General features: G+C 44.1%; 12 protein-coding genes and 1 pseudogene. 7 read left to right on the top strand and 6 right to left on the bottom strand.

The window, feature by feature from the left end; translation table 11 throughout:
• Positions 1–48 precede the first annotated feature (48 nt).
• The 5 genes from ylqF to D908_RS09165 all read right to left on the bottom strand — a co-directional run bounded on the left by ylqF (position 49) and on the right by D908_RS09165 (position 6842).
• Positions 49–993, bottom strand: a complete 945-nt coding sequence (ylqF, locus tag D908_RS09145) for a ribosome biogenesis GTPase YlqF (RefSeq protein WP_000247907.1) — start codon at positions 991–993, stop codon at positions 49–51.
• A 373-nt stretch (positions 994–1366) separates the two neighbouring features.
• Positions 1367–3706 (bottom strand): sialidase family protein, encoded by a 2340-nt coding sequence (locus tag D908_RS09150; RefSeq protein ID WP_005524643.1) that lies wholly within the window; start codon positions 3704–3706, stop codon positions 1367–1369.
• A gap of 422 nt (positions 3707–4128) precedes the next feature.
• A complete protein-coding gene (gene nagA, locus D908_RS09155; RefSeq protein ID WP_005524641.1) occupies positions 4129–5265 on the bottom strand; it encodes an N-acetylglucosamine-6-phosphate deacetylase in 1137 nt (378 codons plus the stop codon).
• Positions 5266–5268: 3 nt separating this feature from the next.
• Positions 5269–6132, bottom strand: a complete 864-nt coding sequence (locus tag D908_RS09160) for an N-acetylmannosamine kinase (protein WP_005524639.1) — start codon at positions 6130–6132, stop codon at positions 5269–5271.
• Entirely contained in the window at positions 6120–6842 is a 723-nt protein-coding gene (locus tag D908_RS09165; RefSeq protein WP_005524638.1) for a putative N-acetylmannosamine-6-phosphate 2-epimerase, read from the bottom strand. Before D908_RS09165 ends, D908_RS09160 begins: the two co-directional genes overlap by 13 nt.
• Positions 6843–7056: 214 nt before the next feature.
• Here D908_RS09165 and siaP point away from each other — a divergent pair, with 214 nt between their 5' ends.
• The 7 genes and pseudogenes from siaP (at position 7057) to D908_RS09200 (ending at position 14219) form a co-directional block, all read left to right on the top strand.
• Positions 7057–8022 (top strand): sialic acid TRAP transporter solute-binding subunit SiaP, encoded by a 966-nt coding sequence (gene siaP, locus D908_RS09170; protein WP_005524636.1) that lies wholly within the window; start codon positions 7057–7059, stop codon positions 8020–8022.
• 50 nt (positions 8023–8072) lie between these two features.
• On the top strand, positions 8073–8594 hold the full coding sequence (locus tag D908_RS09175) for a TRAP transporter small permease (protein WP_005508754.1): 522 nt from the start codon (positions 8073–8075) through the stop codon (positions 8592–8594).
• 8 nt (positions 8595–8602) lie between these two features.
• Complete coding sequence (siaM, locus tag D908_RS09180; protein WP_005516627.1) at positions 8603–9886, top strand: sialic acid TRAP transporter large permease SiaM; 1284 nt, start codon at positions 8603–8605, stop codon at positions 9884–9886.
• Positions 9887–9924: 38 nt separating this feature from the next.
• Positions 9925–10821, top strand: coding sequence for a dihydrodipicolinate synthase family protein (locus D908_RS09185; RefSeq protein WP_000736954.1), 897 nt, complete (start codon positions 9925–9927; stop codon positions 10819–10821).
• Positions 10822–10950: 129 nt separating this feature from the next.
• The gene (locus tag D908_RS09190; protein ID WP_001052936.1) at positions 10951–11787 is read left to right on the top strand and encodes a MurR/RpiR family transcriptional regulator; all 837 of its coding nucleotides are present in this window, start codon (positions 10951–10953) and stop codon (positions 11785–11787) included.
• Between the two features lie 192 nt (positions 11788–11979).
• Positions 11980–13130: pseudogene (locus D908_RS09195) on the top strand (N-acetylneuraminate epimerase).
• A 9-nt stretch (positions 13131–13139) separates the two neighbouring features.
• Positions 13140–14219, top strand: a complete 1080-nt coding sequence (locus D908_RS09200; protein ID WP_005524631.1) for a YjhT family mutarotase — start codon at positions 13140–13142, stop codon at positions 14217–14219.
• Between the two features lie 113 nt (positions 14220–14332).
• Here D908_RS09200 and D908_RS09205 read toward each other — a convergent pair whose 3' ends face one another.
• Positions 14333–15007 (bottom strand): DedA family protein, encoded by a 675-nt coding sequence (locus D908_RS09205; RefSeq protein WP_005524629.1) that lies wholly within the window; start codon positions 15005–15007, stop codon positions 14333–14335.
• Between the last annotated feature and the right edge of the window lie 417 nt (positions 15008–15424).

Raw genomic sequence — 15424 nt, 5'->3', positions numbered from 1 at the left:
AAAAAGGCGAGTCTGAAACTCGCCTTTTTGTTTTTTAAGCCCAAAAAACTAGCGTTTGTTACGTAGGTAACGCTTACGGCGTTCTTCTTTACGCTTGGCTTTCTCTTCCGCTTTTAGCGCTTCATCAATTTCTACTTGCTGTAGCTCTTCGGTGATCATCTCTGGGCGCTCTAGAGTAATTTGTCCCAATACGCCTTGACGTAGTTCATGCAGTAGAATCTCAGAAGCCTTGTGTAGATCGACACGCGCACCTGCACGTAGTGCACCGCGCTTACGGCCAATCTCTTCCATCAATTCCACATCCGTTTCTGGAAGTTCATCGATCTGATAACGCTCTTTGAGTTTTTCTGGGTAATGCTTAGCTAGATATTCTACTGTGTAGAACGCTACTTCATCATATTCCATGGCGGTATCTTTCACCGCACCTGTTGCCGCCAAACGAAAACCACTGTGTGGGTTTTCTACTTTCGGCCACAAAATTCCCGGAGTATCAGAGAGCACAATCCCATTTTGGAGGTTAATACGTTGTTGACGGCGCGTGACTGCGGGTTGGTTGCCCGTTTGTGCGATCGCGCGTCCAGCCAAGGTATTGATAATGGTCGATTTACCCACGTTAGGGATGCCCATGATCATGGTGCGAATGTTTTTGCCTATTTCTTCACGCTGAGGGGCTAGCTTACGACACAACTCGAGGATTTTATGCACTTCTTGTGGATTAGAAGTGGTGATTGCCATGGCTTTCACCCCTTTTTCTTGCTCAAGGTGTGCAATCCACAGTTCGGTTAACTCAGGATCTGCCAAGTCACGCTTATTCAATACTTTCACACATGGCTTTTCGCCACGAATGTGTGAAATCAGCGGGTTTTCACTACTAAAAGGGATACGAGCATCCAATACCTCGATGATGACATCCACCTGAGGAATCGCTTCTTCGATCTCCTTCCGCGCTTTATGCATGTGACCCGGAAACCATTGAATTGAGTTATTAACCATTTGAAAAAATGCCTTTTTTATTTGTGTTTCATCTGTTTAGGAATGGAATGAGGACAACAAGGAGTAAGCATCACCAGAGTTAAAAACTCTCCTATTTGGCCCATTCATCGCCAGCACAGTATTTAATGCGCGGATTTTAACAGTTTATGAAGGATGCGGAAACGATGTAGACGTAAGGAACTCGATGTTCATGGCTTTGACTATCAAAACTGGAGGACGGGTTAATACACAAATGAGGTCGATTATCTTGAATAAGAAATGCGGTACCAAGACTATTGATACCGCATTTGAGTGATGCACTCTACTGTTTAGATTGTACTAGGCATGTCATTAATCATTGTTAGAGTGACTGAAATGACTATGACTATTCCTCCTACAGTGCAAGTGCTTTTTGTTTTAGCAATGTAATCGGTACGCGCAGGATCCGCATGTTGGAGTTATCCGTTTCAACAATGACAATCGCGTTTTCCGAATCCAACTGATAAATATCTGAATATGCGGATGCGCCATTGACGAGTTGAATTGGCCCTTTCCATGTCAAGCCTTCATCAAAGCTAAACCATAAGCCTAGATTTTGCCTGCCATTGGTTCCAGCTGGGTTTCCCTGTGGGTTGGTAAAGAGTAAGAAATGGCCACCGTCACTTTGCTCGAACCGAGTAATAGAGGCATCAACAGTGCCGGTACTGATATTGTTGAAGACGCTAGCGTTGTTACCCTCTAGCATGCTCCACGTGATCCCGCCATCTTTACTCAAGAATTGCTGGCGTGGGCCATAGTTCACACCATTGACGGTCTGGTTGAAATCAAGGCGTGCAGTGAGCAGTAAATCACCGTTTTGGAGTTCCACCATATCAGATTCACTAGGTTCGAGAGTTTCTAGGATGCTAGAACTCTTCCAGCGAAAGGGGATAGGGAGTGTTGAACCGGTTTGCCAGTTTGAACCGCCATCGTCACTGTAAATAGACATGACGTTGAGGAAGAAACGATCAAGCACAATCGCAGGATAGATCAAGCGGCCGTTTTGGCTACCACTGATATTTTGTTGTCGAGCAAGAGTGATGCCATGACCCGGTCCCGGATTGACGCTGGCATTCCCATACAAACTCATGGTGTTGCCAGTTTTAATTTTTGTCCAACCAAGCTTTTCAAGATCTTTCTCTACTTCAGGGGTTTGCTGTGTCAAATAGAAAGCATCAAACTCCACGAGGTTTTGGCCTTGCTGTTTGAGAGCAATGTTTTGCACATGCAGTCTGCCGTCAATTTGGGCATCCGCATTACCAAACTGAATGTTGCTCTCCTGCGATGCTTCACCAGTCCAAGTTGTGATTGGCTGACCATCAACGAATAACGTTGTGCTGCGGTTTAACGCCGAATATTGAAGTTCGTAGTCATGGAAAGAGTGTACCTTTGCGTGTTCAGATTGCAGGATAATCGGAGCACTAACACCGTTTAGATTAGCGACTAGACCACCTGATTCATCAATACTCAGTGTGACAACATATTTTCGGCTACCATCGGCAACTTGTATCTGGTTCGCTGCACCATCAACAATTCGGATCTTAGCGTTTGATTGCCAGTCTTGCTGGCTATTTAGGCTGGTATTTCGGCGATACAGCTCTGAACCACCCCAACCAGCGATTTGGAAACTGCGTTCTTTCACCTGATCGGTAACATCGATAGGTGCTTGCCAATTCCCAGACGCAACATCATAGACGCTGTAAAAAATACCGTTTGGCATCCATGGTTTTATTTGATCTCCATTTTGAGCGGCATCGGTCGGCCAACGAGCGTAGGAGACAAGAACTGTGTCGGTGGAAGGATCATAGATAGGCCGAGGATCCGAGAAATCAAATTCATCACTGACGTTGATTTGCTCAGTGAGGTTGAGCTCGGCATCCCAGGTTATGCCGCCATCTCGTGAGGTACGAGTGATGATGTCATTGGTATTACTCAGAGCACCGGGGTCGCCACCGCCCACACGTTTCTCTGCAAACGCGGTTACAACCCCTGGTGTTACACTACTTGCCACAATGGATGGTATACGGTCTGGGCCTCTGAAGATGACGTCGCCTTGAATTTCAAACTTAATATCACGATAGGCGGCGACACCATCCGTATTTGATGAGCCATTCCCCCATACGATCATATTTTGTTTTGATGCCGTTGGCTGGATGTTGTCACGAATGAGTTTGCCATCAAAGTAAAAGCTAGCGGATGGGTTACTTCCAGGAAGGAATACCAATTCAAATTTATGATATTCCGTTGCTGCTGTGCCAGTTGCCAAAATGGTACGTCCAGTTTGCCCTTCAAACTCAACAACTAAGTTACCACTGCTGTCTAATGAAATGATGGGTAAGACACGCTGAGTGCCGTTGGCGTAGTAGTTTGTGATCATTCCACCACTGAGCACTTTCATTTCTGTCGTCATTCGCCAACCGAAACTTGATGCTTGGGCATGTTGATTAGTAGAGAGAGAATATGTCCATTGAGCTCTCCCTCCATTACCTTGCACCAACCAAGCGGGCATTCCATCTGCATTGATTAAAACGCCACTGCCATTATTCGTGTTGTCTTGCATCCATCCCTGTTTGGCTGGACTGTCAAACTCAGTGTCACCCGTTGCGTTATAGTCAAAAAGTGCGGCGTTTGAGCTTGTCGCCATACCGAACATAGCAAGCATTAAAGCGGTTTTCTTTACGTTTTTGAAACGCATATCTACTCCCTTTATATTAGAATCTGTTTCCTTGTGAATCGATGCTCTTCTTCGTTGTGAAGTCATCTTGATTGACAAGTCTCCATCGAATGTAAGGCTTGGAAACGTTCACATTTCCAGCTGTAGATTCTCATTAAAAAATATTTTCTTCATGAACTATGATCGCAAAAAAAATAATTTCCATAAATGTTTTTGTGTGTTGTTTAATTGATGAGACATCAACACGTTGCAGTTATGTTCGTACTTAGATGTGTGTAGTTGGGTTAGAGGAGGCTACGGAAGTCGGAATAACGGTGACGGAAGTGCAGTTAATGCCTAAAGGCATATAAATTTTTTGGGAAGAGCTATTCCAATGATCTCTGCTGAACATTGGAATAGTGAAAGATCTGGTCAATAACGGATTGGCATGTTTGATCGGTAGCTCAGTTGTAGAGCACGCCTTCACTGACTACAGCCAAGCTTTCATATTTGGAGTTTAATACAGTGGCGGCGGCTCGATAATTGGGTTTTAGTTGCCCTAAATCATCACAATGGATTGCTTGAGCCGGATAAGACGAGGCCATTCTTAGTGCTTCATCTTCCGCGATTCCCCAACGAATAACATTGGCAACCGATTCATCCATCCCGATGTGGGCTCCCGCAAGATTGCCTCTGCTATTAACCAGTTTATTATCGATGACGCGAATGGTTTCCCCATCCAATTCAAACTGGTTAGTCACACTGCCAAGGCTAGCCATGGCATCGGTAACAATAAGAAGTTTGTCTTTAGGTTTGATTCGCTTAGCGAGTAAAAAGCTTTGTGGATGGACATGAATTCCATCAGTTATGACTGAACACCAAGCATGATCGGTATTCAATGCTGTACCGACAACTCCGGGTTCACGACTCTCAAAAGGCGACATGGCATTAAATAAGTGGGTAAATCCATCAATGAGAGCTAACTTCTCAGTGGTTAATTGGGCTGTAGTGGCATTACTGTGACCGCACGAGAGAGTAACATGATGATCCTTTAACCACTTTAGAGAATCGATGGAGAGGTTTTCAGCTGCGACCGTTACAAGAACTTTGCCTTTGGTTGGCCAGTGAAACTGTGAAAGTTGTTCGGGTGTCGGGGAATAGAACAGATCTGAGTTATGAGCGCCTTTCTTTTCTGGGTTTAACCAAGGTCCCTCTAAGTGAATACCCAACACCCCCGAAACTTGATGTTCGATTGCAGATTGAATGGCATCAAGTGCATGGTTGATGTGTTCCGGTGTTGCACTGATTAAGGTTGGAAGCAGATAGGCGGTTCCGTGAGTTCTGTGTGCTCGGCAGATCGAATCAATACCCGCCAGAGTCATGTCATTATTGAACATGACATCGCCACCGCCATTAACTTGTAAGTCAATGAATCCCGGAGCGATCAATGCACCATCAAAGTGTTGATGTTCAATATCCGCCGTCAGAGACTCAACAGGAACAATGGAGTGAATGTGTGAACCCTCCCAAACCATTGCCGCATTCTCGTAATACTGAACTCCATCAAAAAGCCGTGTGGCTGAAATTGCCTTTAATGCCATTGTTTACTCCTTAAATTGAAATGCTGCTCCGAGTAGGCAAGCATCATAATCGCCATGAGCAGGAGTGACAGGGATATGAAATACGGATGGCCTAGATTGAATAGCTTTGTTGAGGCGCTCAAGGTAGCCTTCTGCGAGACCAACTCCACCACCCAAAACTATAATATCCAGATCTAAGCATGCTTTAAGATTACAGCATAATGTGGCTACTGCTTGCACACTTCGATTGATGATCGCTTCTGCTTTCGGGTTGAATGCTGCTTGTTTAAATAACTCAATATTACTTACAGCCTCGGTAAAAATGGCTTCGCTCTCTCTTTGAATCGCGTTACCTGAAGCCATGGATTCAACACAACCTCGCTGACCACATCCGCATAATGGACCTTCAATGGCCACCGACATGTGACCTATGTGTCCTGCTAAACCTGTGTTTCCTTTGTGCAGCTTGCCATCAATGATGATTCCGCCACCAACCCCGGTTGAAACCGTAATAAAAGCCATATTTAAGCGAGGATTTTTTAACTGCACAAATTCAAACCATGCCGCGGCCTGAGCATCATTAAGAATGGAGACTGGTTTATTAGTGAGTTGTTCTAGCGTTTGAGCTAATGGAAAGGGCACTGGGAAATTAAGAGTCTCTGGATTTATAGATGTGATGCCTTCTGGCGTTACATAACCTGTTGTTGATACGCCTACATAATCGATAGAAGGGAGCCATTCAGTGACCTTTTCGAGAATCGATTGAACAAACTTGGTGACGTCTTGAACCACAGGCGTTGCCATCTGGTAACGCTGTATGATCGTACCTTCTTCTACAATCGCTAATGCTATTTTTGTTCCGCCGATATCGATGGCTAGAGTGCGCATTTCCTTTCTCCCGCAGCTTGGGTTGCGTTATTGAACCATTGAGTAACCACTTCTAATCGAGTCAATGCAGAACCAACCGTTACGGCAACCGCACCAGACTCAATAGCTTTCGCTGCTAACTCAGGCGTATTGTATCGACCTTCCGCCATGGTAAAAAAGCCGGCTTCAGAAAACGCTTTCACAAGTTGGAAATCTGGAACCGTGGGCTCAATATCTCCGACATAACCTGACAGAGTTGATCCAACAATTTCAACACCTTGTGAATTAGCCCATAATCCATCCTCGAATGTGGAGCAATCAGCCATCGCAAAACATCCCGTGTTTTTGATTGCTTGCGCAATACGTTCTCGACTTTCAGGGCGTGTTCTATCGGTGGCATCAAAAGCAATGACCGTTGCACCAGCACTCGCTAAGCCATCTACATCTGAAACAAAAGGAGTGATTCGAACGGGGCTATCAGGCAAGTCACGCTTAACGATACCTATAATCGGAATTGTTACTGCAGCGGATACAGCAGCTACGTTATTCACACCTTCAATGCGCAGCGCTTTTGCACCCGCTTGTTCGACGGCGATCGCCATCGCCACAATGAAATCTGTTTTATCGAGTGGGCTGCCTGTTACAGGTTGTATGGAAACGACAGTTTGGCCGTTTAAAAATCGCTTTAACTCTTCGATATTCAAAAAATTCTTTCTCACGACGGGCCTCATTTTTCTTTTCTAAAAACGTTTTTAATTCCTGACTTGGTGAACAAAAGGACTCTTGTAACCAAATTTTGTTCGCCATCACACTTTGAAAAAAGGTGGTTTGAAAATAATCTCCACCGCAATGATAATTCATAACGAAGATTTTTTTCAAACGAAATAAAAGTTTTTTTTGAAAATGGTGAGACAAGGCGTAACAAGAAAGAACAAAGGGAAAAATATGAAAACCATTAATAAGATTACTATCGCAATACTTACTTTGAGTGCTGCTGCTTCTGTCAATGCTGCGACGACTTTAAAGATGGGGATGCAAGCTTCTGTGGGCTCTGTAGAGTACAACTCTGCAAAAATGCTTGCTGACACATTAGAAGAAATGAGCCAAGGAGAGCTCAAACTCGCCCTTTATCCTAGCGCACAGCTTGGTGATGATCGTGCCATGCTTCAGCAACTGACTTTGGGTGATCTCGATATGACTTATGCTGAGTTTGGTCGCATGGGGCTTTGGATCCCACGAGCAGAAGCAGTCATGCTCCCTTATGTCGCGAAAGATTTTGATCACCTACGTCGTATGTTTGAATCCGACTTTGGGCAGGGCGTGCGTGGCGAGATGCTGCAGAAGTTTAACTGGCGCGCCTTAGATACTTGGTATAACGGTACACGTGAAACCACATCAAACCGTCCTCTCAACTCGATTGAAGATTTCAAAGGGTTAAAACTTCGTGTACCCAACGCCAAGCAAAACCTGAATTACGCGAAGTTATCGGGTGCCTCTCCAACGCCGATGTCTTTTTCTGAAGTTTATTTAGCACTGCAAACAAATGCTGTTGATGGGCAAGAAAACCCGTTACCAACAATTAAAACGATGAAGTTCTATGAAGTGCAAAAGAACTTAGCCATGACACATCATATCGTTAACGATCAAATGGTGATCATTTCTGAATCTACTTGGCAGAAGCTCTCTGATACGGACAGAGAGATCATTCAGAAAGCCGTGCAGAAAGTCGGAGAAGCTCATACACAGACCGTTAAAACCCAAGAGGAAGAATTGGTGTCCTTCTTCAAGAGTGAAGGCATCAACGTTACTTATCCGGATCTGGGGCCATTCCGAGAAGCCATGCAGCCGCTTTACAAAGAGTTCGACAGCAAAATGGGTCAGCCGATTGTGTCGAAATTGGCAGCAATGTAAAGGGTGGAATTCTCTGTCTCAACTGATTAGCTGGCCAGTACTGGTCAGCTATGGAGCCTAAGATGTTACGTAAGATAGTTGATAATATAGAAGAAATTATTACCGTCCCTTTAATGGCGGCCTTGCTTGTTGTTTTAACTTGGCAAATTGGCACTCGTTGGCTTCTCAATGATCCTTCTTTATGGAGTGAAGAACTTGCCAGATTGCTCTTCATGTATATGTGTTTGGTGGGATGTGCTATCGCAATTAAGCGAAGTTCCCACGTCAACATCACCTTTTTCTCTGACAAACTTCCCGAAAAAGCGCGCTTGTCATTAGTGATCTCGTTAGAGATTGCCGTGCTGGTTTCTATTGGCGCAATCATTGTGCTTGGTTATCAACACGCCCAACGCAATGCGTTCTTTGAATTGATCACATTAGGGATCTCGAGTAGTTGGATGAATTACAGCTTGCCTGTTGGTGGCTTGTTTATGGTGTTTAGACAACTCGAAAAAATTGTCAGCCTTTCGAAGCAGTTATTGGGTGTCAGTGCATCCGCTTCGATGACTGATTCGCAAGTCACAGAGAGGTAATGAGCGCTATGGTGGGTTCAATTTTTGGTTGGTTGGGACTGTTATTTGCTGGTATGCCTGTGGGTTTCTCACTTATTTTTGTGGCATTGGCATTCCTCATTTTAACCAATAGCACAGGGATTAATTTTGCCGCCCAGCAAATGCTGGGGGGGATCGATAACTTCACATTGCTGGCCGTTCCATTTTTTGTGTTAACTGGCCATCTGATGAATAGTGCTGGTATTACAGAAAGAATCTTCAACTTCGCGAAATCTCTCGTTGGCCATATTACAGGCAGCTTGGGGCATGTAAATATCATGGCAAGCTTGTTGTTTTCTGGGATGTCTGGCTCAGCACTGGCGGACGCGGGTGGGTTAGGTCAGCTTGAAATTAAATCCATGCGTGATGCGAAGTATCACGATGATTTCGCGGGCGGCCTGACAGCGGCATCTTGCATCATTGGTCCTCTGGTGCCGCCATCAGTACCACTAGTCATATACGGTGTGGTTTCCAATACCTCTATTGGCGCATTATTTTTAGCGGGCGCGATACCTGGTTTACTGTGTTGTATTGCCTTGATGGTGATGAGTTATTTCATCTGCAAAAAGCGCGGATATATGACATTGCCTAAAGCGAGCAGACGTGAACAACTGAAATCACTTAAAGAAGCGTTCTTATCGCTGCTCACGCCAGTCATCATTATCGGGGGGATCTTCTCTGGTAAATTTACTCCGACTGAAGCAGCTGCCGTTTCATCTCTCTACGCACTATTTTTAGGTACGGTTGTTTATCACACGCTAACTCTGCGTGGTTTTATTGAGATCCTAAAAGAAACCGTCAACACAACAGCGGTTGTTGCTCTGATGGTTATGGGCGTGACTGTCTTTGGGTGGATTGTGGCTCGTGAACAGTTACCACAGATGTTAGCTGATTATTTCTTAACAATCAGTGATAACCCACTCGTACTGCTTCTGTTGATCAACTTGTTGCTCCTCTTCTTGGGCACGTTTATTGAGTCATTGGCCTTGTTGCTACTGCTTGTTCCATTCTTGGTGCCAGTGGCTTCAGCGGTTGGGATCGATCCTGTTCACTTTGGTGTAATGGCGATTCTTAACCTAATGATCGGCATTCTTACACCACCAATGGGAATGGCTTTATACGTGGTTTCTCGAGTCGGAGACATTCCGTTCCATACGCTTACGCGTGGTGTTTTACCACTACTGGTGCCGCTGTTCATCGTATTGGCGCTGGTGGCTGTATTCCCTCAATTTACTCTGCTACTACCGGAATTATTCCTAGGATACGGACAGTAGTTGAAATAGCGAACTTATAGAATTTAAAGGTAAATAAAATGAAAAAACTAACAGGTTTGATTGCAGCTCCACATACGCCTTTCACAAAAGATAACAAGGTTAATTTTGCGGCGATTGACCAAATTGCTGAGCTTCTCATTGAGCAAGGAGTGAAGGGAGCTTATGTCTGCGGAACGACAGGCGAGGGGATTCACTGCTCTGTCGAAGAAAGAAAAGCCATTGCAGAACGTTGGGTGAAAGCCGTTGATGGGAAGTTAGATGTTATTTTACATACAGGCGCTTTAAGTATTGTTGATACCATCAATTTGACTGAACACGCTGAAACATTGGATATCTTCGCTACCTCTGCCATTGGTCCATGCTTTTTTAAACCGGGAAGTGTTGATGATTTAGTTGAGTATTGTGCTCAAGTTGCCGCCGCAGCTCCTTCAAAAGGTTTCTATTACTACCACTCAGGAATGTCGGGTGTGAATCTGGATTTAGAGCAGTTTTTGATTAAAGGCGAACAGCGCATTCCTAATCTTTATGGCGCAAAATTCAATAATGCTGATTTGTATGAATATCAGCGTTGTGTGCGCGTATCGAATGGCAAATTTGATATTCCATTTGGTGTTGATGAGTTTTTACCTGCCGGTTTAGCAGTAGGTGCGGTAGGTGCAGTAGGTAGTACTTATAACTATGCTGCCCCTTTATATTTAAAAATCATTGAAGCATTTAACAATGGGAAACACGATGAAGTTGCAGCATTGATGGATAAAGTGATCGCGATTATTCGGGTATTGGTTGAATACGGTGGTGTTGCCGCAGGTAAAGTGGCGATGCAATTGCATGGTATTGATGCAGGTAATCCTCGCTTGCCTATTCGTTCATTGAATGACAAGCAGAAAGCGGATGTTCTTGCGAAAATGCGCGATGCTGGATTTCTCTCGCTTTAAATAATGGTAAGGGAGGCGTTTTTCTCCTACCTTAAAAGAAGATTTAAGAACAAATTATCATGATGGTGTATTAATAGATGTAGGTCTTTGATACTTTTATGGTAGTCAAAATATTGTTAAGGACCCCAAGTGAATTTGCCGAAAAATCTGATGGTTCGATTGCGTTCGAATACTGAACCTTTGAGCAAAAAACTAAGAGTGGTTGCTGATTATGTGCTCGAAAATGCACACGAAGTGCAGTATCAAACGATCACCGATCTGGCGTTTAATACAAAAACGAGTGAAGCCACTGTAGTTCGTCTGTGTCGTGACATGGGCTACAAAGGTTATTCGGATTTTAGAATGGCATTGGCGGTTGATCTTAGTCAGTCTGCAAACCAATCTCAGCCAAAAATGGATGGTGATATTTGCGAAATCTCTGCGCAAAGTGCTGTAGATAGCTTAATGGATACTGCGAAGCTTATAGATAGAGCTTCACTGAACCGCATATGTGAATTAGTCCATAACGCTCAATTTATTGGGTGTGTTGGGGTTGGGGCATCCAGTATCGTCGGTCGCTATTTAGCTTATCGATTGGTGCGAATCGGGAAAAAAGCCATCATGTATGAGGACACCCATTTAGCCGCGATGAGTGCTGGCCGAAGTGTTTCTGGCGATGTGTGGTTTGCCATCTCAAGTTCAGGCTCAACGAAAGAAGTGGTTCATGCTGCAACACAAGCGCATCAACGTGGTGTCCGAGTTATCTCTTTGACAAACATCAGTCATAGCCCGCTTTCTTCAATTTCTGATGAAATGTTGGTTGCTGCAAGACCTGAAGGCCCTCTCACTGGTGGGGCGTTTTCCTCTAAAGTCGGCGCACTGTTGCTCGTTGATGTTTTGATCAACACACTTTTAGATGTTTATCCTGAATACTCGGCATCGGTATTTGGTACTGCTGAAGTGGTTTTACCTTTAATGGATAGCTAGCGGTTACTAAAGACGTTTTGAACCCATCAATACATCGATGGGTTTTTTTAGCAATATCAGTGAAAATATTCTTCAAAAATAATTTTTATATAAAAATAAATCTTCAAAAAATGCACCTGAAATATAAATGATCACGTTGCTCACAGAACATCTGTTTAGAGCATGGATAGCAATAAAAATAAGGACAAATCAATGAACATGAAAACGCTGCTCATCTGTACACCTTTGCTTGCTGTAACCACCTTTAGTCATGCTACATCAGGCAACCAATGGCCTGATTTACCCGCTGGATTTAAAGATGGGATTGGTGCACAAGTCGGAACAAGAATCTATGTAGGGCTTGGATCTCTGGGGAAAGACTTTTACGCGCTTGATTTAAAAGCGTTATCGCAAGGATGGCAAAAGGTCGCTGATTTTAATGGTGCAGCTCGAAGTGGAGCGACGGCATCTGTGGTGGGGGATGATATTTATCTCTTTGGTGGTTCTGGCAAAGCGGAACCGTCTGAACCATCGCCCATTTTGTTTGATTCGGTATATCGCTACGACACCAAGAAAGATTCATGGGAAAAAATGAAGACTACTTCGCCTGTAGGACTTCTTGGTGCTTCTTCTTATTCGCCAGACAATAAACAGATCCTTTTCTTTGGCGGTTATAACAAAGCCTATTTTGATCGCTATCTGCGTGACATATCAACCACTGACAAACAAGCAAATCCTGAAGCATGGCAACGTATTGTTGATGATTACATGGGCATGAAACCTACGGATTATAAATGGAACCGAAACGTCATTAGTTATTTGCCTGGAAAACAAGAGTGGCGTGATTTAGGTATCTCTCCGTATCTTCCTAACTGTGGTAGTGCAACCGTTGTTGAAGGGAACAAAGTGACCCTCATCAGTGGTGAAATAAAACCGGGTTTACGCACCGCTGAAGTTAAGCAATATGAATTTGGAACGGATCAACCGTGGCACAGTTTGTTGCCCTTACCAGCACTCAAAACGAGCAACACCCAAGAAGGTATCGCAGGCGCATTTTCCGGCAAGACGAATGGGGTGACGCTTGTTGCTGGTGGAGCGAATTTCCATGGCGCGAAACAAGCATTTGAAAACGGAAAAATGTTCGCACATGAAGGGCTACCTAAGGCGTTTAATTCCGAAATCTATGTAGAAAAAGAGGGCATTTGGTCAACGGTAAATTCGCTTCCTGAGGGCTTGGCATATGGGCTTCCTTTACAACATCAGAAGGCGTTTTGATTGTTGGCGGCGAGAAAAGTGGCAAAGAAATAAGCAATAAAGTTTACATGCTGGCCTGGAATGGTTCTTCTGTTGTCATTACTGATTGAGGGATAAATATGACGCTTAATATAAGCACGTTGCCAGAACTTCCTACGGGTGTAAAACATGGAGTAGGTGGCCGGATTGGGCAAAAACTGTATGCCGGACTCGGTAGTGCAGGAAACTCATTTTACGTTTTGGATTTAACACAACAGCATCTTGGCTGGCAAAATGCCGCTGCCTTCCCAGGTATCGCTCGCAATGATGCGGCATATACAGTCTGTGGTGATAGGATTTACGTTTTCTCTGGGGCTGGAGTGGAAAAAGGAAACAATCATCCCACTGTATTGATGGATGGTTATGTTTTTGATAGCGATACAAATTGTTGGGCTCAACTCAAAAGTCACCCTCCGGTTGGTTTTTTAGGTGCTTCTTGTTGCAGTGTCACTTCTGGGAGCCTAATTTTCTTTGGTGGATATCGAAAAGAAACATTCGATAATTTTCTTCGTGAGTTATCAAACGTTGACTCGCAATCAGATCCACTTAAAGCTCAGCAACTCCTTACACAATTTATGAACCAGCAAGTGGATGATTATGGTTGGAGTCAGCAAATTTGGGGATTTTCACCCACAGATGAACATTGGTTTGTTATGGGGGAGAATCCTTTCAAACCCAACTGCGGAGCCGGAATTATCCACCGCGATGGCGTTATTACTCTGATTGAAGGCGAGATTAAGCCGGGATTGAGAAGTTTAGAAACAAAATCCTATCAACTACAAGGCAATACCATTGTTCAATCGGGTTTATGCCCTGCGATTGTCGATGTTAACAGCCAACATGAAGGGCTAGCGGGTCACTACATTGCTGAAATCAAGAACTGTATTTATGCCATAGGTGGAGCGTACTTCATTGGCAGCCAAGGTAATTTTAAAGCTGGGAAGCTATACAGTCACCACGGCTTACAAAAGCATTACAGTAATGATGTTTGGAGTTTTGATGGTAGCGTTTGGCAACAACAAGGCAAGCTTGATTTCGGCATTGCTTACGGTATTGCTGCTTCCGAACACCAAAATATTTACCTAGTCGGCGGTGAAAATGCACAAGGTGATGCAGTGAAAGAGTGCTTTAGACTTAGCTTTTCAGAAGAGCATGCTTGAACGTATCAAGAGTAAAGAATTGCTTTCACACTAAGGTAGAACTGCTCGCTGCCGAGAGTTGAAAATAATAATGGCAGTGCCATACCACTGCCATTATTGACCACTCGATATGCTTAATCCTTCACTAGTACTTTCAACTTTCGCGCCCGTTTTTTAAGGATTGTGCTGGTAAGTAGAGTCAGCAAAGCCATCATTAAAGTGAATACGGGAGCTATCATCAGTATTTGAGTCGCAAGTTGCTCCAATCGCGTGGGTAGCAAAGAAATACCGTAACCAGTGCTGACCAAGAAGGCGACCCAAAACAACGAGCTTATCGCTGAAGCCGAAAAGAACTTCAGGGGTTTAACGCTATTGCGTAATCCCATGATCATCGGGAGCAGAGAACGGACGACAGGGAAAAAACGCCCAAAAAATAGAGCCACCAAACCATAACGGCTCATTAGTTTATCGGTAGCGACGAGCTGTTTGACGGGGACTTTGTTCAACCAACGGTTAATGATGCGCCAATGTTTCAGTTGGTGCCCTTGATAAAACGCGATTAGGCTACCTAACCAACCCGCTAAAAATAAAGTAAGTAACACCCAGTGCAACTGTAAAACTCCGGCAGCTGCAAGGGAGCCACTCAAAACAATCACGCTATCACACGGTAGTGGAGCGGCAGGTAAAAAGCCACTTTCAAGAAAAATCAGTAGGCCTAAGCAGAAGTATAAAAGCAGTAAATTGGCGTGTTGCAATGCCAAAGCATCTTGGTGCCACAGAGCAGCAAAAATAGAAATGATGGAATCCAAATCATGACCCTCTTTTGATTCATTAAGATGAGATAAAAATGAAAAGAGGTTGAGTTAAGCGTGCGCGTATCGAGAATAAAGGTTCTCAAAGAGCCATGCCTTACGAGCATGAGTCAGTGGAATTAAATTGAAAGTGGCAACTTTGCCCACATTAACCGAAGGTTCTGTACTATTGAACGGAAAGACTGCACTGCCAATATATGTGGGTGGTGGATCTACATCTTCTTCTTCCGGTTCAAAACCAAACTGAAAGCGAGGTTCCTGCAGCCGAGTGGGCAAAATAGCGAAATTGTTAGATGAAGAATGCTTTTGATGCTGAATTTGATGAGACGTAGTGCTTGTTGAACTGGAAAAAAATGGCGCATTTCCACTGTGCAGTAGTGAAACCACACAAAACATCATAAAACCAATGAATGA

This window comes from Vibrio mimicus CAIM 602 (genome assembly GCF_000338875.1).
In the GTDB taxonomy this organism is placed as follows: Bacteria; Pseudomonadota; Gammaproteobacteria; order Enterobacterales; family Vibrionaceae; genus Vibrio; species Vibrio mimicus.
Note: the sequence above shows the minus strand (reverse complement) of the source record. Positions and strands in the feature narration are given on the sequence as shown.